15 protein-coding genes and 1 pseudogene are annotated in these 16,166 nt (G+C 56.8%); 4 read left to right on the forward strand and 12 right to left on the reverse strand.

Going from position 1 to position 16,166, the window contains the following annotated elements; genetic code table 11:
• Positions 1–430 precede the first annotated feature (430 nt).
• Together EAO78_RS14890 and EAO78_RS17760 are read right to left on the reverse strand one after the other, a co-directional pair.
• Positions 431–1,519 (reverse strand): hypothetical protein, encoded by a 1,089-nt coding sequence (locus EAO78_RS14890; protein WP_122106629.1) that lies wholly within the window; start codon positions 1,517–1,519, stop codon positions 431–433.
• Positions 1,516–2,736 carry a hypothetical protein gene (locus tag EAO78_RS17760; protein WP_136516522.1) on the reverse strand — a complete coding sequence of 407 codons (1,221 nt, stop codon included), beginning with the start codon at positions 2,734–2,736 and terminating at the stop codon, positions 1,516–1,518. Before EAO78_RS17760 ends, EAO78_RS14890 begins: the two co-directional genes overlap by 4 nt.
• 111 nt (positions 2,737–2,847) lie before the next feature.
• Between EAO78_RS17760 and EAO78_RS14900 the strand changes: the two genes are divergently transcribed.
• A complete protein-coding gene (locus EAO78_RS14900; RefSeq protein WP_122106631.1) occupies positions 2,848–4,374 on the forward strand; it encodes a pentapeptide repeat-containing protein in 1,527 nt (508 codons plus the stop codon).
• 8 nt (positions 4,375–4,382) lie between these two features.
• Here EAO78_RS14900 and EAO78_RS17950 read toward each other — a convergent pair whose 3' ends face one another.
• The 4 genes from EAO78_RS17950 to EAO78_RS18265 all read right to left on the reverse strand — a co-directional run bounded on the left by EAO78_RS17950 (position 4,383) and on the right by EAO78_RS18265 (position 7,252).
• The gene (locus tag EAO78_RS17950) at positions 4,383–4,550 is read right to left on the reverse strand and encodes a hypothetical protein (RefSeq protein WP_162498082.1); all 168 of its coding nucleotides are present in this window, start codon (positions 4,548–4,550) and stop codon (positions 4,383–4,385) included.
• 47 nt (positions 4,551–4,597) lie between these two features.
• Entirely contained in the window at positions 4,598–5,608 is a 1,011-nt protein-coding gene (locus EAO78_RS14905; RefSeq protein WP_122106632.1) for a tyrosine-type recombinase/integrase, read from the reverse strand.
• 1,103 nt (positions 5,609–6,711) lie between these two features.
• On the reverse strand, positions 6,712–7,041 hold the full coding sequence (locus EAO78_RS14910; RefSeq protein ID WP_122106633.1) for a hypothetical protein: 330 nt from the start codon (positions 7,039–7,041) through the stop codon (positions 6,712–6,714).
• A gap of 70 nt (positions 7,042–7,111) precedes the next feature.
• On the reverse strand, positions 7,112–7,252 hold the full coding sequence (locus EAO78_RS18265) for a hypothetical protein (RefSeq protein ID WP_168654270.1): 141 nt from the start codon (positions 7,250–7,252) through the stop codon (positions 7,112–7,114).
• Positions 7,253–7,374: 122 nt separating this feature from the next.
• Between EAO78_RS18265 and EAO78_RS14915 the strand changes: the two genes are divergently transcribed.
• Both EAO78_RS14915 and EAO78_RS14920 read left to right on the forward strand, forming a co-directional pair.
• Entirely contained in the window at positions 7,375–7,650 is a 276-nt protein-coding gene (locus EAO78_RS14915) for a DUF433 domain-containing protein (RefSeq protein WP_122106634.1), read from the forward strand.
• The gene (locus tag EAO78_RS14920) at positions 7,647–8,015 is read left to right on the forward strand and encodes a DUF5615 family PIN-like protein (RefSeq protein WP_122106635.1); all 369 of its coding nucleotides are present in this window, start codon (positions 7,647–7,649) and stop codon (positions 8,013–8,015) included. The genes EAO78_RS14915 and EAO78_RS14920 overlap by 4 nt, the downstream gene beginning before the upstream one ends.
• Positions 8,016–8,181: 166 nt before the next feature.
• Here the strand turns inward: EAO78_RS14920 and EAO78_RS14925 are convergent.
• Positions 8,182–9,337: pseudogene (locus tag EAO78_RS14925) on the reverse strand (RNA-guided endonuclease InsQ/TnpB family protein); the annotation flags it as partial.
• 380 nt (positions 9,338–9,717) lie between these two features.
• On the opposite strand from EAO78_RS14925, the gene EAO78_RS14930 reads away from it, so the two are divergent.
• Positions 9,718–10,539 carry an SWIM zinc finger family protein gene (locus EAO78_RS14930; RefSeq protein ID WP_122106636.1) on the forward strand — a complete coding sequence of 274 codons (822 nt, stop codon included), beginning with the start codon at positions 9,718–9,720 and terminating at the stop codon, positions 10,537–10,539.
• A gap of 15 nt (positions 10,540–10,554) precedes the next feature.
• On the opposite strand, the gene EAO78_RS14935 is transcribed toward EAO78_RS14930, so the two are convergent.
• The 5 genes from EAO78_RS14935 to EAO78_RS14960 all read right to left on the reverse strand — a co-directional run bounded on the left by EAO78_RS14935 (position 10,555) and on the right by EAO78_RS14960 (position 16,157).
• Positions 10,555–11,946, reverse strand: a complete 1,392-nt coding sequence (locus EAO78_RS14935; protein ID WP_122106637.1) for an ATP-binding protein — start codon at positions 11,944–11,946, stop codon at positions 10,555–10,557.
• A gap of 481 nt (positions 11,947–12,427) precedes the next feature.
• Positions 12,428–13,243, reverse strand: coding sequence for a CPBP family glutamic-type intramembrane protease (locus tag EAO78_RS14940; RefSeq protein ID WP_122106638.1), 816 nt, complete (start codon positions 13,241–13,243; stop codon positions 12,428–12,430).
• A complete protein-coding gene (locus tag EAO78_RS14945; RefSeq protein WP_122106639.1) occupies positions 13,240–14,223 on the reverse strand; it encodes a DUF7544 domain-containing protein in 984 nt (327 codons plus the stop codon). The genes EAO78_RS14940 and EAO78_RS14945 overlap by 4 nt, the downstream gene beginning before the upstream one ends.
• 41 nt (positions 14,224–14,264) lie before the next feature.
• Positions 14,265–15,563 carry an RNA-guided endonuclease InsQ/TnpB family protein gene (locus tag EAO78_RS14950; protein ID WP_122106640.1) on the reverse strand — a complete coding sequence of 433 codons (1,299 nt, stop codon included), beginning with the start codon at positions 15,561–15,563 and terminating at the stop codon, positions 14,265–14,267.
• Between the two features lie 411 nt (positions 15,564–15,974).
• Complete coding sequence (locus tag EAO78_RS14960; protein ID WP_122106642.1) at positions 15,975–16,157, reverse strand: HVO_2523 family zinc finger protein; 183 nt, start codon at positions 16,155–16,157, stop codon at positions 15,975–15,977.
• Positions 16,158–16,166: the final 9 nt, after the last annotated feature.

Below are 16,166 nucleotides of genomic sequence, written 5' to 3' on the forward strand. Positions count from 1 at the left end.
GTTCCTCTTCACTCAGATGTTCGAGGTGATCTTTCGACGGTCCAGGCATAGTTCGTACTCACACTCTAACATTACAAATTTTTCGGCTATCACTACTCGGCGGCCCTCAGGGCCTGCCGAGGCCCTCCGTGAGCGCCAGCTATCGCCAGACAGCGACCGCACCACAGACACGTTCCGACCGCCTACCGGCTGTGAAAACAGCAGATCCCCGGACGGCGTAATCATTTTGTCGCTAGACGTGGTTTACCCGGGTAGCAGCGTTTCCATTGAAATCCTATTTTTGGATAGATCATCGTCTGAAACACCTGTTCGCTAGAGACCGCGAATATAACGACACCGGGGTATACATACGAGCTAGGGAACCGCGGGCCAGAGCCGGGAATGATCTGGAATCGATTGCGCAGAGGGGCCTGCGAGTAGCTGTTCCTGTTCAGTTTAGATACTGTTCGTGCTTGGACCGCTTGAGCAGAGCCTTTGCGACTTTGATCTGGTACTGATTCTTGACTTTTTCACTCTGGTTCTTACTGAGCATTCTTGTCTTCCGGAGCGTGTACACGGTTGCGTTGTCATCGTACCCATCGGGGTCTGACACTTCTGATATAGCTCCAATGTAATCCCACCAGTTGATAAGCTCGTCAGCACGAGATACCGCCTTCTCCCGCATTACCGCTCCTTGCCGAGCCTGAAGAAACTCCACTAACTCTTCCCGGCTAATGTGGAACGTCGTCTTATCGCTATCGTTGGAGTGGATCTTGTCCAAGTGCGGTGGTAAATACTGGTAGATTCGCTGATGATGAGAGTCATAGAACAGGTCGAACGCTAAGTGTTCAGTATCGGCGAGTTCGACACCGTCGGATAGGAGGGTCGATAGCTCTCCGTCTGGACTATAGCCAGTCCAGTCAACTCCATCAAATTCTTCGACCAATGAAATCGTTTCCCGCTCGCCGCTCACCAACTCCCAGACGGAAACAGGCCAGTGTTCATCTTCAGCAGTAAAATCACCAGCAACATTCCCCGGCTGAACTCTCGAAATGGCCACCGCTCCCTCAATGTTATTCTCGTCAATTATCACAGAGAGGTCTTCCTCGATACTCCTCATCTCGGACTTAACGTAGCTACAGAGGCTTTGTATCCGTTCGTACGTTCTTTCGGCCCTCTCCTGCTGGACAACAGCTAATACAATGATTGTTCCATGAGACTCGCTGTGTGCTACGAAAAGATCTGCTGGTCCGTCCTCATGTTGATCGAACGAAAGAGAATCTGCGAGCTCCCACTGTGTTTCTGAAGCAAGAGCGTTACCGAACTGGAAGGCGGAGGTGAGAGTAGCGCGAAGGATGAAGCGACGGTTGTATAGCTTCACTTCCTCTTGATACTCCTCTAGCTCACCTTGGAGTGGTTCATCTGTCCCATCAAGCTCATCTATATTCCCGACGATGTCTTCTTGCTCTACATCGGTTGCTTCGTCAATAAACTCATCCCTGAGATCCTTCCAGTCATGTGCCTTACCACGGATAGTCATTCTTCTCCCTCCATTTCGGTGACTGAGAGCGCCATTGCTGAGCTATCTGCATTGTCGTGTATTGCCTTGAGAACGCCAAAGAATGTGTCCAGCTTTTCTTGATCTGCACGGGGAAAGATACGGAGTGTATCTGCGTCGCCCCGAATATCGAAGTAGATCTTGTCCTCTCGGTGGTAAGCAGTGGTTGAGTAGTATAGTAGATCTGACTCCATATACGTGTCAATCGGAATATATCCGCGGTTACCGAGAGCATCGAACGTCGCTTGAATTTCATCGGCACTAAACTGGCTGTCGTCCTCAGAATCCTGCTTGCCGGGTTTGATTAGAGCTGGTGTGGATTGTGAGATCTCTGTTTCACTGTCTCCGATCGTCACAAAGGATGTCTCAGTATCGTCGTATGCTCGCTTCACATCCAGAGTATCCTCAATAATTGGGCTGAGTTCATGCAGCATGTCGGTCAAATTTCCTCTCTTGAGCTTTAGCACGCCGTTTTTGTCGATTTTGAATGCGAAATAGTATGTGTCGCCCGAACTATATGGACATTTGATTTTAACTGAGCTAATTAGAACACCGAATTCCTTCCGTAGGACGGGGATAGCTGATGCAGCATCTTTCCCCCAAAATGAAACTGAGCGCTTTTTTTCGGAGCCTAAGTTTGAGCTGATTTGTGAACCGCTCTTGTGCTTGGTATGGACTTCATCGACATATGGGGTGCCGATTTTTTCCCCAATGTGGTCTGGTGGTTCATTGGTGACTCTATTGACCAGCCGTTCGATACGATGAGAGGAAACATGGAGCTTGTTCGTCTGCGGTATCCGACCCAAATCCTTGATAAGAACATCATCGACATATTCCGTTTTTGATTCGTCAGTATAGAAAATAAAATATCCTGGACCATCATCCTCGCTGTCTTTGGCAAAGTACGCTCCAGAGGGGTCTTCAGTATTCTCGGTTTCGTGAGTTAGTTTTGTGACTGCGCCGTAGTCCGCTTCTATATGCCAGTCCCTTGATAACCATGATAACTGATCAAACAGCTCATCCGCGTCTAAGTCCGTAACGCCTGGGACCACATGTAGGTCGCCATCGCATAGTTTTCTCCAATACGAATCGAGATATCCGTTGAAGTCGTCAATATTATCGAACTCCTCTTTAATTGCTCCCTCTGGGAAGTCTTCGTCTTCATCGGGTTCCTCCTGGGGAACCTCGAAAACGGTCATAGCGCTAACTTGGTAAGTAAATCATATTAAACTTGTCAATACCCGCAGTGAATCATATTTCGAGGACAATGTTTTGTAGATGGCCAAATGAGAGCTAACAACTAGTCCTCTATGCCAGGTTGTACGTTTAACCCCAACTCAGAGGACATCCCAAACGGGTATAGCAACAGTTGCCCGCTAAGTGCTTGGGGAGGCTCTTCGCAGAACTATTGTATTCTACACGCCGAGTCGGAATCTAAACCGCACACAGAGATTAACCAAGCAATAGATCTCCAGAGAGAAGCTATACAGGCGCAGCCAGTCGTAAACGCGAATCTAACCGGGATTGATGATGGGTCTGATCTAGATTTCTCTGGAGCACAGCTTCCTGGTGCAGACTTTTCTAACTCATCACTTCGGAGCGTCAATTTTGAGGGAGCCCTGCTGAAGAAAGCGAAATTCGTTGGATCTGATTTGGACAGTGCCAACTTCACCGAGGGTGCGCAGCTTACCGGCGCTGATTTCACCGAGTCAAATTGTATTCGGACGAAGTTTTCCGGGAGCACTCTCAGATATGCAAGATTCACCGACTCAACGATAATCGGCGCAAAGATGTCTTACGTGAGAGGTATGAGAGCTGGTTTCAGAGATGCTGAAATTGTAGACACAGACCTCTTCCAAAGTGAGCTGAAAAAAGTAGATTTCGCAGGTGCTGAAATTCGTGAGTGTAGGTTCCAAGCATCAAATCTGGATGGTGCAAAGTTCCCTGGGGCAAGGTTGAACGACACCAGCTTAGTCGACACAAAGCTGACCAAGACTCAGCTTGCGAATGCAACTCTTGACGAACGAAATGACTACGGAGAGCGATTGCTGTTGGAGTATCAGGCGGACCGGGAGGCCGAACCAGAGAGGCTAGTAGAACATTTTAATCTGCCACGGGTAGGAGAATTGGGATTCGGGGTGAACTCGGAACGTCCTCTTGGAGAAAATAAATCAATCAGAGCCGCATCGGACACAGCCCCAGACTCACCGTTTGAAGAGGTGTACGAACGCGAAAACTGGTGGAGACAGCGGCGCGTACTCGCTCTATCTCGATTCCCGCGAAGATTGTGGGCTCAAATCAGAAGAGCCAGTTCAATTCTCCCATACATTCCCAGCCAGAGTAAATCAGCTCAACACACCCTACTTACCGAAGCCGAAAACACGTACTCAGAACTCAAATCCGCCTACCGAGGGACCGCATGGTCTAGTCTCGCACGGAGATTTAATATCCGCGAAAAAGAAGCTAGGAAAAAGAAAGTCTCCCCTCTTAGAGCTTGGTTTAGAGACGCACTATTGTATCGGACGATGCGTCATGGAGAAAGCCCTGGACAAGTATTGAAAGTAGGTTTGATACTCTGGATTCTATCCACTGTCCTGTTCCTCCATTTCGGGATTCGCACAAATACTGGAACAGTAATCCAACTAAGCTTATCGGGCGATCCAGACGTTGGACTGCTAATTCGCTCATTGTTGTTCACCTTGAGGCGGATATTCACCTTCTCGAATGGGGGACTCGAGTTAACTCAGGGGGAACTATGGGCTACAACGCTATCAGTTATAGGCGCGTTGTTAGAAGCGGTATTGGTTTTCACTCTTGGTCGGCGTGCCGTAGCTTAGCAGACCGTCTATTCGGCAACTTCGATTTCCACATTTGTGAGTTCCCCTGTACTGACCAAAGCAAGCCAAAAACTGACATCCGCTGAGGACTTCCACGGGGTCTCTTCGCTGTGGTTATCGAGACCCTCTTCACCCCTGTACTCGATATCAAGCGTGTCGTAGGTGTCGACACCCACTATCAAGATCGACTTGACGACGACAAGTGGCAGTCACTGAGTACGTCTTAGATATTGTCGAGATACCCCCGTCTCTGTTCCATCCTTTCGTGCTGACTCCGCCGGTCGTAGTGTTCGTTGAGAACACCCGGTGTCACGTTCGCACGATCGCTAACAACCTCTTTCGGAACATCGTTGTTCAAATGGTGAGTGATCCCACCACGCCGGAGAGCGTGCGGACTGACGCTTGAGGGGCAGTCAAATGCGGCGGTATAGTTCATTGCGTCGCAGTCGTCTACATCGCGGTCGTGTGGACACTCTCCAGTGGAAACGCAGGGCCTTGTGTACCTGTAGCAATCCGCCCGAAGCGTCGATCGGTGCGCGCGTCCCTTCGACGTTGACACGAGTGGTCGCCTGCCGAATTCGTCGTCGACGTCGGGCCTCCGATCTGCGATCCAGTCGTCGAGAAGACGGCACACGTCGTTCGATAACGCGATCAGCCGCTCTCCGCCCGTTCCGTTCTTGATCGTTGTCCCTTCCTCAGGTCGATGGACAACAGCTATGTACTGCCCGTCTGGGTCGTAGTCGTCGACATCAAGCGAGTGGACCGCACCGGTCCGCATCATCGTGTGCCACATCAGCGTGAGAACGACGTGAGGACGCGAGGCGTACTCGTACTTCGAGAGGTGGTCGAGAACCTCCTCAGCACGATCGGACTCGAGCATCACGTCACGGACGTTCTGCCCGTCTCGTAAGACGGGCGACCGTACCTTCGTATGGAGGTCGTCGACGACGGCGTCGATACTCTCGAGCCACTTCACGAAGACGCGAATTGTGTCCATCTGGGTCTTCTCCGTCGCGGGCGCGAGGTCACCCTCGCGACGACGCCACAGACGGTGCGCATGAAGGCTCCGTCCGCTCAGTTCGTTCAGGTTGTCTATGTTTTCCTCACCACACCAGCGAACGAAGTGACCGAGACGGGAGCTGTGCGAGTACAGCGTTGCCTTGGCCACCTCGGCTTCACGTTCGGCGAGGTACAGTTCTACGGCTGTTTCCGGGTCGATTGGTTCGAGACTCATCGCTCTTTATGACGCGAGTCGCAGTTACGACCCCGATCTGAAGTTCCCTATTTCGGGCAGTACAGGCCCGAAAGGACGATCCGTTCTCAGTATGAACTCGCGCCCGTCGCGCCCGTATCGTTCTAATCGCATGACAGCGTCGGGGTAGACGCCGTAATAGTGCGAGGCGCGTGCTTTCGTTCGATAGCTGGCCGTCCACTGGTGCATCGGTGGGGTTCGCGTACATCCAAACTGGCGCAGGGAGAGAAAATCAATCGCCGATTGACTTATTCCTCCTAGGTGATCGGAGAGAATGTTTGGATTCTATCAAGATTCAATTATTGAATAAAGGGATGATTCTGTTGTAATTCTCTTCTTCAGATATAATACTATATGAGATAGCCGGTCACGGAATACTGCGTATTAATCTGACGTTGACGGACCGTTCCCGACAGCAATGAGGTAGTTATATGAAAAACAGGGGATATACGTCTCCGGTGGTCTCCTCGCGGCGGAGTCTGATGTCAAAAGCCGTGCTGTCTTCGTCATTCGCCGATTCACCGGGGTAGTAGTGGTGGTGATGCCACTGTCCATCCCCGAACTTGGGTCGGACGCGGAGGAGATACGGGCGGCGTTCAACGATACTGTCCTCACCGAGAGTGCCCGCTGAGGCGTCGTCCGAACGAGGTGGTACTTCGAGCTCTCGGGAAAACACTCTCGCCTCATCGTATTCATTCTTGTCAGTGCGGAGAACTCGAATTTGAACCAGCTGCGGGTCAGCGGTGTAATTATACAGTTCGAGATCGATGCGGGGAGGGTCGGATAGCAGCCGGCCCTGACAACCAGAGAGCCCGGCAGTGAGGGTAGCCCCGGCGGCTAAGAGTGTTTTTCGACGTGAGGGGGTCATGTATGTGAATGATCTGTGGAAATTTCGGGCTATTCTATTGATTTAATTCACTCGCCCACATATGTATTTTGAATCGACTGGGACGTTTATCGCTTGTGTTGAACATGTTTAGGTCTACTGTAGCACCAACTGATGGGTTTCGATATCTTGTTCTATTTTGCAACGGATGGACCAACAGATTCCTCGGAGTACTCGACGTGCTCCTCGCGGGCAGTCCCTATTCACCGACGCTGTTGAGCGCGCTGTTCAGCTCGAAGAGCTCCCGGACGACGTCGCTGTCCGCGACCCGGTACCGGCGCGGTGACGTGTTCGGAACCTCCTCGATCAGTTCGACCTCACACAAGAGGTCGGTGTAGTTGCCGACGGTCTGACGCGTGACGCCGGCGTGTTCTGCGAGTTCGGTCTTGTTGAACTCGCGGTTCGGCGGGAGATCGAGCAACGCGTCTACGAGAATCGGAATCGCATCGTGTTGCGTGAGATAGAGCCACCCGCTCGGGTGTTCCTTCCGGAGCTGCTTCTTCGCTCCACGGTCGTCCGCGTGTTCCATACTACTCGTGTAGGGTAAGTCCGCTTGCGTGTATAACTACTCCCACTAGCGTCAACGGCCAGTAACGGTGTTATTCGTCTTCGAGGGCGTCGTAGACGTCCCGATTCGAATCTCGGTCGTCCGCCGCGACCCGTCGAACCAGCTCCCGCCGGATGTCCTCCATCACGTCGTCGAGCGGTGATGTCGTTTCCGCTCCCTCTTCGGTGGCCATACCTACAGAAACGCGTCGAACGCCGTTAATCGTTCGGGTCCGATAATCACCGGTCGATAGGTGATCGGCGGCGTGAGGGCATCTGCCGAAAGAATATAACGGTGGGTTTCATACGTTCACTCATGGGAATCGTGCGTGACGATGACGTTCTCGGCGGCGAACCCCGGATTGACGGGACGAGAGTCGGTGTTCGCCACGTCGCTGTCCGGGTGATCGACGGCGGTCAGTCACCCGCTCACGTCGCGGACCAGTTCGACCTCCCGCTTTCCGACGTCTACGAGGCGCTCTCGTACTACTACGCGCACATCGAGGAGATGCGCGCTCTCGAACGAGAGAACGAAGCGGCGTTCGATCGCGTTCGGGAGTCGTCGCTGAAGCCGAAAGAGACGGTTCAGTGACGACCGCTCGAATCCTTCTCGACGAACACGTCGGTCGCGTCTTCGAGCGACTGCTCCGGGAACGCGGACACGAAGTTGAACAGGCGAAGGATCGGTTCGGCGAGTACACGAGTGACGACGCGCTGCTGCAGTGGTGTGGGGACAACGGTGTCGTTCTCGTGACGAACAACGCCAGCGACTTCGAACCGCTGCACCGGGAACACGACCACGCAGGGGTACTTCTCTACTACGAGCAGGCCCTTCCGGACACTGACCCCGAGGGGCTGGCCAGAACCGTTGACGAGGTCTTCAATCAGTACGGAACGGACGGCGTGAAGAACGAAGTGGTCGATCTCGGCGAGTGGTACGAGTGGCTTCACGGGTAGCGCTTACTCCTGCCGCCGAGCGCCGATCTCAGACTTCAAAATTCGGCCGCCTCACGCCTCAAAGGTCGAGTCGTTCGACAGTCGAAGGAGCGCCCGTCGCGCCCTACCGTTTTCTGACGGGCTGAATTCACCCGACTGCGGACGGGTGTATGTCGGGTGAACTACCCTACTCGCTCACGGCTGACGCCGCTCGCTCCTTGAGGGTAGGGCTTCCTGATTCCACGACGCGCTTTGCAGGAACCATGGTGGTTCCCGTAGGGAGCGCAGTCTCCACAGGCGTTGATTCGGAGCGTCCCATTCCTATATCTTCGAGGCCGCGAGAACGAATGTTCCACGCCGCGTTCGCGTCCCTGTCCGCCTCAAACCCACACGACGGACACGAGTGTTCACGGACCCACAACGGTTTGTCCGTCGAGACGCCGCAGGACGCGCACTCTTTGGTCGTCCCTCTCGGATTGACCGCCACGAAGTGCGTCCCCTCGCGTTCACACTTGTATTCGAGCAACGAGAGGAACGTCCCCCACGCGGCGAACGCGGTGTTGCGGCTGTTCGACGGCGACTCCATCATCCCCTTCACGTTCAGGTCTTCGACCGCCACGAGGTCGTACTCCCGAGCGTAGTAGTTCGAGAGCTTATGCAAGAAGTCGCGGCGCTTCCGTCGGAGGTCGGCGTGACACTCCGCGACTCGTCGGCGTTGCTTCTCGTAGTTGTTCGACCCGTGCTGCTTCTGTGAAAGCTTCCGTTGCTCCCGCTCCAAACGTTCGCGTTCGTCGGAGAGGTCGAGTGACCCGACCGCCGTGCCGTCGGTGTCGTGAGCGTACGTGAGAATCCCCACGTCGATACCGACGCACTGCTCGGGATTCTCAGGAGACTCAGGAGGTTCACGGTCCATGTCGACGCCGAAGGTGGCGAACCACTCGCCTGTCGGCTCTTTCTTGAGCGTGACCTGCTTGAGTGTCGCGTCGTCGGGGATAGAGCGGTGGAGGCGAATCGGGATGTCCGCGAGTTTCGAGAGTGACAGCACAGTCTGACCGCCCTTCTTGTCGAGCTTGAAGCCAGACTGACTGTACGTGAAACTGCGGAACTCCCGCGGTGGCTTCCACTTGAGGTGACCGACGCCGTACCCGTTCTCTTTGAGCGCAGAGAGTCCTTTGAGGTTGTCGAACAGGCGTTCCACGACGGTTTGGAGTACCTTCGAGTACAACGTCTGAGAGCCCGTCCCACCACTGCTTGAGGCCGGGTAGCTCCGACCGTAGTGTGGTCATGGACGGCAGTTCACCGTGTTCGTCTTGATACTCGTTGAGGCGGTAGAGCGTGTGGTTGACACGCGACGGAGTCAAGATAAAACAGTTTGAATGGTTGGCGCAGCCGGGTCTATCAACATATTTGAATGACATTTATCGGGGAAGATACATCACCGCAGTGAATGACATCGACGTCATGTATCGATTCACGCCAGACGAAGTCGATCACGAGCGCGCCCACCATCAGGCGGTCATTCAGGGAGCCGACGACGGCTTTCGGCACCTCGTTTTGAGGTGACGGTTGACACCCCTCCAGATATGCGTGCGGACTCACAACCGTCGTCTAATCGCCATTCAGTGACGGAAAAAGTGGCATCTCAGGAAGCGCGACGATCCGGAACGGGCACGAGCTCGACGTGTCGACTTTTCCGGCTCGCGGCGGAACACCGCTCACGCACATGGACGTGACTCGGGAGGCGGTTCGGGACGTCTGCACGGACGCGGTCTTCGAGCGCGGCGAGAACTACCTCGCCGAAGGGCGTATCCACGAGAGACACCGCGTCGACACCACCGTAACCGTTGTCGTGAGCGGGAACCGTCAGTACGACGTCCGTGTCGACCTTGCTGCCGCCGAGTTCGACCCGTGGTGCGACTGCCCGTACGACGGACCGGGAACATGCAAGCACGTCGTCGCCGTGTTGCTTCGGTGTGTCGACGACCGCCCCCCCGACGAGGGTGACGGCCTCAACGCCGCGCTCGAGGCGGCCGACGCCGACGACCTGCGGGCGTTCCTTCGCGAGACGCTGGCGACCGACGCCACCCTCCGCGAACGTTTCTTCGCCCGGTTCGGCGAGGCGTCGACGCGATCGGTCGACGAACGACGTGCTGCGATCGACCGGCGGTTCGAGGAGACGAATCCAGACTACTTCGTCGTCTTCGAGCCGATCGACTTCTCGGAGTGGTTCGACCTCGCGGCCGAATATCGCGCTCGGGAGCAGTATGCGTCGGCGGCGGCCGTCTACCGGGCGCTCGTCGCATCACTCGACGACAACATGGAGCGCGTCGACGGCGCGTACGACCACTTCTCGCAGGCGTTCACGCGAGCGATCGACGGGTACGTCGACTGCGTCGCGGCCGCGGAACGTGACGCCAATGCGGTCACGGACGCTGTCGCGTTTCTCGACGAGCGGGTGGCGTCAGGAACACCATTCCTTGCGAAATACTTCGAGCGGGCAACAGCCGAGCTTCGAGAGAAGATGGATGAGGAGTCTCCCGAGTAGTTCACCCGGCGCCGACTACTCCCGGAGCGCGTTGACGATATCGTCGATCGTGTAGAGCCGTAAATCGTCGCACTCGGCGGCAGCTTCGCGGACGCTGTCAGTAAACCCGCTTCGAGAGAACAGCGCGTATTCGACGGTTCGCGTCCCGCCACCCGACGGCTGCCACCGGAGCTCCTGGACGTGCGTCTCCAGCGACGCCAGTGCGCTGTAGTCGAGCGGTGATTCCTGATACTTGCACTCGCCGACGACGAGCGTTTCTTTGTCGGTGAGCCCGACGACGTCGATCTCGTGGTCCTGATACCACCACCCTCCCACATCGACGATCGGTGTCTCATCGTACAACGTCCACAGGGCCTCACAACACAGCTGCTCGAAGGCGGGAGCGACGAAGTCTGCCATTTCCGGTTCGACGAGCCGTTCGTAGGCCTCCTCACCGAACTGGTCGTAGCGGTCCGAACTCCCGTACAGGAACCGGAACCAGAACCGGAACAAAGGGTCACGCAGCCGATACTGGCTTCGCTTGGATCGCTCCGGCTTCTCAGTCACCGGTACATGCCGTTCGATGAGTCGCAGCCGAGAGAGCCGGTCCAGATACGTCGATAGCTGGTTGTAGTCGATGCCCGTCACGCCGGCGATCTCGTTGCGACCGGTCGCCCCGCCGGCGATCGCTTCGAGGATCGAGAAGTAGCGCGTCGGCTCCGTCAGTTCCATGCGGAGGACGTGTTCCGGTTCGTTCCGCAGCGAGCCGTGACGAGTCAACACCGTCCGCTGAATGTTCTCGCCGAGCGATCGGTTGGCATCGAGTTCCTCGAGGTAGTAGGGAACGCCACCGAACACGCTCCACGCACGCACGGCCTCGTCCGCTGTCACACCGTCCGGTAGAAATTCTCCCGCGGCGTCGAACGATAGTTCATGGATGTCGAGCGTGAGTGAAGTCCGGCCGTACAGTGGACTGTCTCCGAGCAGCGTCGCTTCCTCCATCATGCTGATCGACGACCCGACGAGAACGAACGTCGTCTCCGACTCGTCGAACTCGTGGTCGAACAGGGCCTGTAACACGGACGGGAGGCTCTCGTCCTGTTCGATCAGGTACGGAAACTCGTCGAGGACGACGATCGCATCCTGATCGGCAAGATACCGGAACAGGCGCTCCCAATCGGGACGAATGTCTTCGATACCAGGAAACGTGTCGGCCGCAGCCTCGACGAACTGTTCCAGCTGGAGCTCTCGCGTCTTCTGTCGTGCCTGATAGAAGACCGCGTTCTCTCGTCCCTCAAGCGCCTTCTTGACGAGCCTCGTCTTTCCCAGCCGTCGCCGCCCGTACACGACGGCGAGATCCGCGTTCTCCGAGTCGAACAGGTTGTGAAGCCGATCTAGTTCCTCCGATCGGTTCACGAAGTCCGTCATAGCGCTGATTTAGAGGGTATCGGATAAAAATATTCTGAATAATCATATTCTAGAATATCATATCTGGGAGTATCTGTGATCGAGGATTCTATTAAATCAAGATTAGAATAGATTCGGACCAACCAGATACAGTGCCAATCATATTAGAAATTCTATCTTTCGTCTCAATCGCAAAACTATTTTATAAATTACGGAAGCACAAGGAGAAAGCCTCGCGTTTCAGCGCGGGGATGAATCCGACACCGCCAGCACAAGCTCCGATCGGCGTGAGTAACGGATGTTATTAACTGGTCACAACCGCATGGATGACCATCCGAGGCGGTCTATCCGCTCGCTTAATCGGGCAGTATCAGGACCCCCTCACGTCAACGCAGAAACACTCTTTCTGCGAGAGTAGTGTGGGTACAGTCAAAACATCGTCTCCGTGTACGTCCAGGTCCGGCGACGGTCCGCGTGAGCTACTGCGCTCGACCGAGTCCGCCTAGAGCAGCAGCATCCCGACCACGGATACGCCGACGAGAACGACGTGAAACGCGGCGTGAGCTACCATCGCCGTCTCCAGTGATCGCCGCCAAAACAGCCAGCCGAGCGCCACCCCTACGATCGCGTTCAACAGGACGGTTCGGACGACCAGCGCGGTCGTGAGAGCGAACGCCGACGCCAGCGCGGGCAGGTGGCCGGCACCGAACGCGACCGCGCTGCCGGCGATCGCGACCCACAACACCGCCGTGGACGGTGCCTCTGTCCGTTCACCGATCCGGTTTCGAAGCCACCAGAGGCCGAACGCGATCGGGGCCATGACGCCCCATCGGAGCAGGATCTCTTCCGTGATTCCGCCGTATAGGAGCCGCATCGGAACCGACGCGATCAACTCTTCAAGCGCTGCTGTACCCGCGACCGATTCGCCCGATTCGAGTCCGGTGAACGGAGCGAACGCGACGTCGATAACGGCGACGAGAGCGTACGACACCGTACCCAGCCCGATCGCGAGCGGCAGTGATCGTCGAAACGCGCCCCAATCCGGAGCGCCACCGGACGCCCACGCGAAGACGTGTGAGTGTAGCCCCGTTTGGGGAGCGGTCGCCGCGCCGAGAGCCACAAACACGGCGAGGAGTACCGTCGAATTCGCGGCCGCGACCAGGACGAGCATCGGGTACGATAGAGCCGCCAGCTCGGGGATCGCTCGAAGCGCCGGTACGGAGTGGATCGCGAGCGCGCCGACGCCGACCAGCCCGAGTACGTACAGCGCGACCCCGCCACGGGCGGCGGCTCTCCACGTTGACGCCTCGTCGCTCATGGCTCTCCTCCCGACGGTTGGCGGTCGGAGAGGACGTCGAACGACTCCTCGATGTCGCCGAGCACGAGCAGCGCGTAATACCGGAGATACGTGACGACGGGGACCTGCGCGAGCGTCCAGACGACGAGCATCGACAGTCCGAACAGGAGTCCGAGTGCGACGAGGATGACGATCCCGAGCGTCGAGGACACCGAGACCGTCACGTGCGTGATCGCGGCCACGACGAGAACGGGGATGAGAAGCACGATCGCGACGATCCCGACCGCGATCGAGGCGACGATCCCGGCCGCGACCGTCAACAGGAACGAGACCACGACGTACGCCAGATACTGTTTCCACGCGGACGTGATCGATCCCCAGAGGCGTCTCCACGCCGCGAGGACGCCCGAGTCCGACCGAATCATGAGCGGCACGACGAACACGGTCGTGAGCCCCGAGACCAACGCATACAGGACGCTGACGAGGAACACCACCGGGATACCGACGAGGAACGCCGTGAATGGGATCGTGGGGTCGCGTCCGGTCAGGATCGGGACGACGAGTAGCGCGAACCAACCGGCGAACAGCGCGAGCATCGGGAGCCCGATCGCGATCCGGAACCCGAACAGGCGGAGCCCCTGCCGCCACCGCCGGCGCCAGTGGCGTCGGAGTGACACCTCGCCGGTGCGGAGCGACTCGATCAGCACGAACTCAAAGATCGCTCCGATCAACGCGAACAGCCCGCCGAGAAGGAGTCCGACGGCGACGAGCGCGACGACGAGCGTCACCACGTCGACCGGGAGGCTGAACGGGACGTCACCGTTCGAGACGTCCCCCGGCGGCGTCGACGTGTTGAACTGTGCCGTCGGGAAGCTCACGCCACCCCCGACGAAGAAGACGACGAGCGCGAGCTTCAGCCAGCGGCGCACGTCAACCGGCGTCAGAAACTCTCGGGTGACGCCGAACGCTTCCTCAACGTTTTCGACTGCATGGAGGGCCATCAGTCGGGATACACAAACCGGATAGTTAGCCCTTCTGGTAGTCAGTGACCCACGACTGAAGTCGTGGGCTTGTCAGTGGACTCCCCTTCTGCCGTCGAATCGACGGAGGCGTGGAACTCGCCGTTCAGGTTTAGCGTCCCTGACTTCAGCGCACACTGACAGGGTGCGCCTCCACTCGAAGACTTCTGCCCCGAGTGGAGACGTTTCAACAACTTGCGAGCGATGTTCTTGCTCGCGTTGTAATCCGCGTTCAGTTCGTACTCGCACTTCTGACACGCGAACTGGTGTTTCGACCGCCGGTTGTTCTTATGCGTAAACCCACACTTTGAACACCGTTGGCTCGTGTACGCAGGGCTCACCTGCTCAACCGCGATGCCAAACATTTCAGCCTTGTACTCGGTATACTGGTAGAGGCGTTGGAACGCCCACGCGTGGAACCGCTTTACACCCGCCATCCGCTTGCGAATCCCGGTTAGGTTCTCGAACGCTATATGCGTACACCCGTGGTCGCGGGCTTCTTCGAGAATCCGGTTCGACGCCCGGTGGAGTTCGTCTTGTATCCAGCGGTGTTCGCGGTCGTTCATCGACTGAATCGACAGGTGTGCAGACCGCGTTCCTGCCTGTTGCATCGACCCGCGAGTCTTCTCGAACTCTCGGCGTCGATGGTTCATCTCGTCGGCGTTCCCGATGAACGCGCCAGTCGAAATCACGGCAAGCGAGCCGTCCACGTTCAGGTCAACACCAAGGACTGTTCTGTGCTTGGGGTTGGAAGAATTAGTCGCGGACTGCTCTTCGTTTTCAGTTCGGCGCATTCGAGCGTGGAGGTAGAACGACTCTGTTTGACGGTCGTACTGGAGCGTGGACATACGAAACTCGTAGTCCTCATTCAACAGATACTCACCAATCGGTGTCCCATCTACATCGTCGGGAAAAACGTAGTCGCACTCGACGCGACCGTTCACCGTCGAGAGCGAAACATAGTCACGGTGGAACGTCGCACTTCGCTTGTCGTAGACGACGCTCCACGCATCGAAGTGTGGTTGACTGGTGTTGTCGCCTTTCTTGAGTCGGGCGACCCCGCTTTTCGTGGCCTCGATAGCCCGTCGAATTCCCTTCTGGACGAGGTTCGCGGTCAACTCCGTCTCGTTACGGAGTTGCTCGTAGAGAGCGTTCTCTGCTTTCTGTTTCGAGGTGACGCAGTAGTCGTTCGGGTGTCTCCACGCCCACCCTGCGGTTGTGTTCGCACAGTGGAGGAACTGGTCTTTGGTCTGGTGGAGGTCGTCGCACCGCTCTGTGGGTACGTCAAGTTTGATTTTGACGGTGCGAATCACATCCCCCATCCGTGTTTCACATAGTGAGATATTTCAGTATGAATTCCACGATTGGTGTTGGGGGAGTCGGACTGCTATCGCTCGTAGATTGCTTCGAGCCTTGTCGGATTCCTCCCACGGCTCAAGCCGTGGGCTTCCTCCTTGTATTTCTGTGACTCACCGGGGATCCCCTCACGGGCGCTTCGACGCTATCTGAACGTAAGCGACGAGAATCTCGATCGTCGCTTCTGTACGCGTTTCCCAGCTCCCGCCGGACGTCCTCCATCACATCGTCGAGCGGTGACGTCGTTTCCGCTCCCTCTTCGGTGGCCATGCCTGCAAGAACGCGTCGAACGGGCGGCCGCCGAGATCCGGGAGAAACGCGAGGCGTAGTCGTAGTACTCGCGTCGAGACCGGACGGCTCACTGGTCGATGACTGTCTCAGTAGAACGTGTCGCTACAGTCGTAGACGACCCCGTGGACGGGACAGACGTACTTGCAGTGTCTGTGGACCATCGCTTCCCCACAGCGGGGACACGGACGCCCACCGTGGTCATCGGATCGGCCGCGGGCTTCGTCGTCCCGACCAGCGGTTTCATCCGTTCGCTCGCGCGTCTCGCTCACGCCCGCCCC

The organism is Halobellus captivus, assembly GCF_003697845.1.
Lineage (GTDB): Archaea > Halobacteriota > Halobacteria > Halobacteriales > Haloferacaceae > Halorubrum > Halorubrum glutamatedens.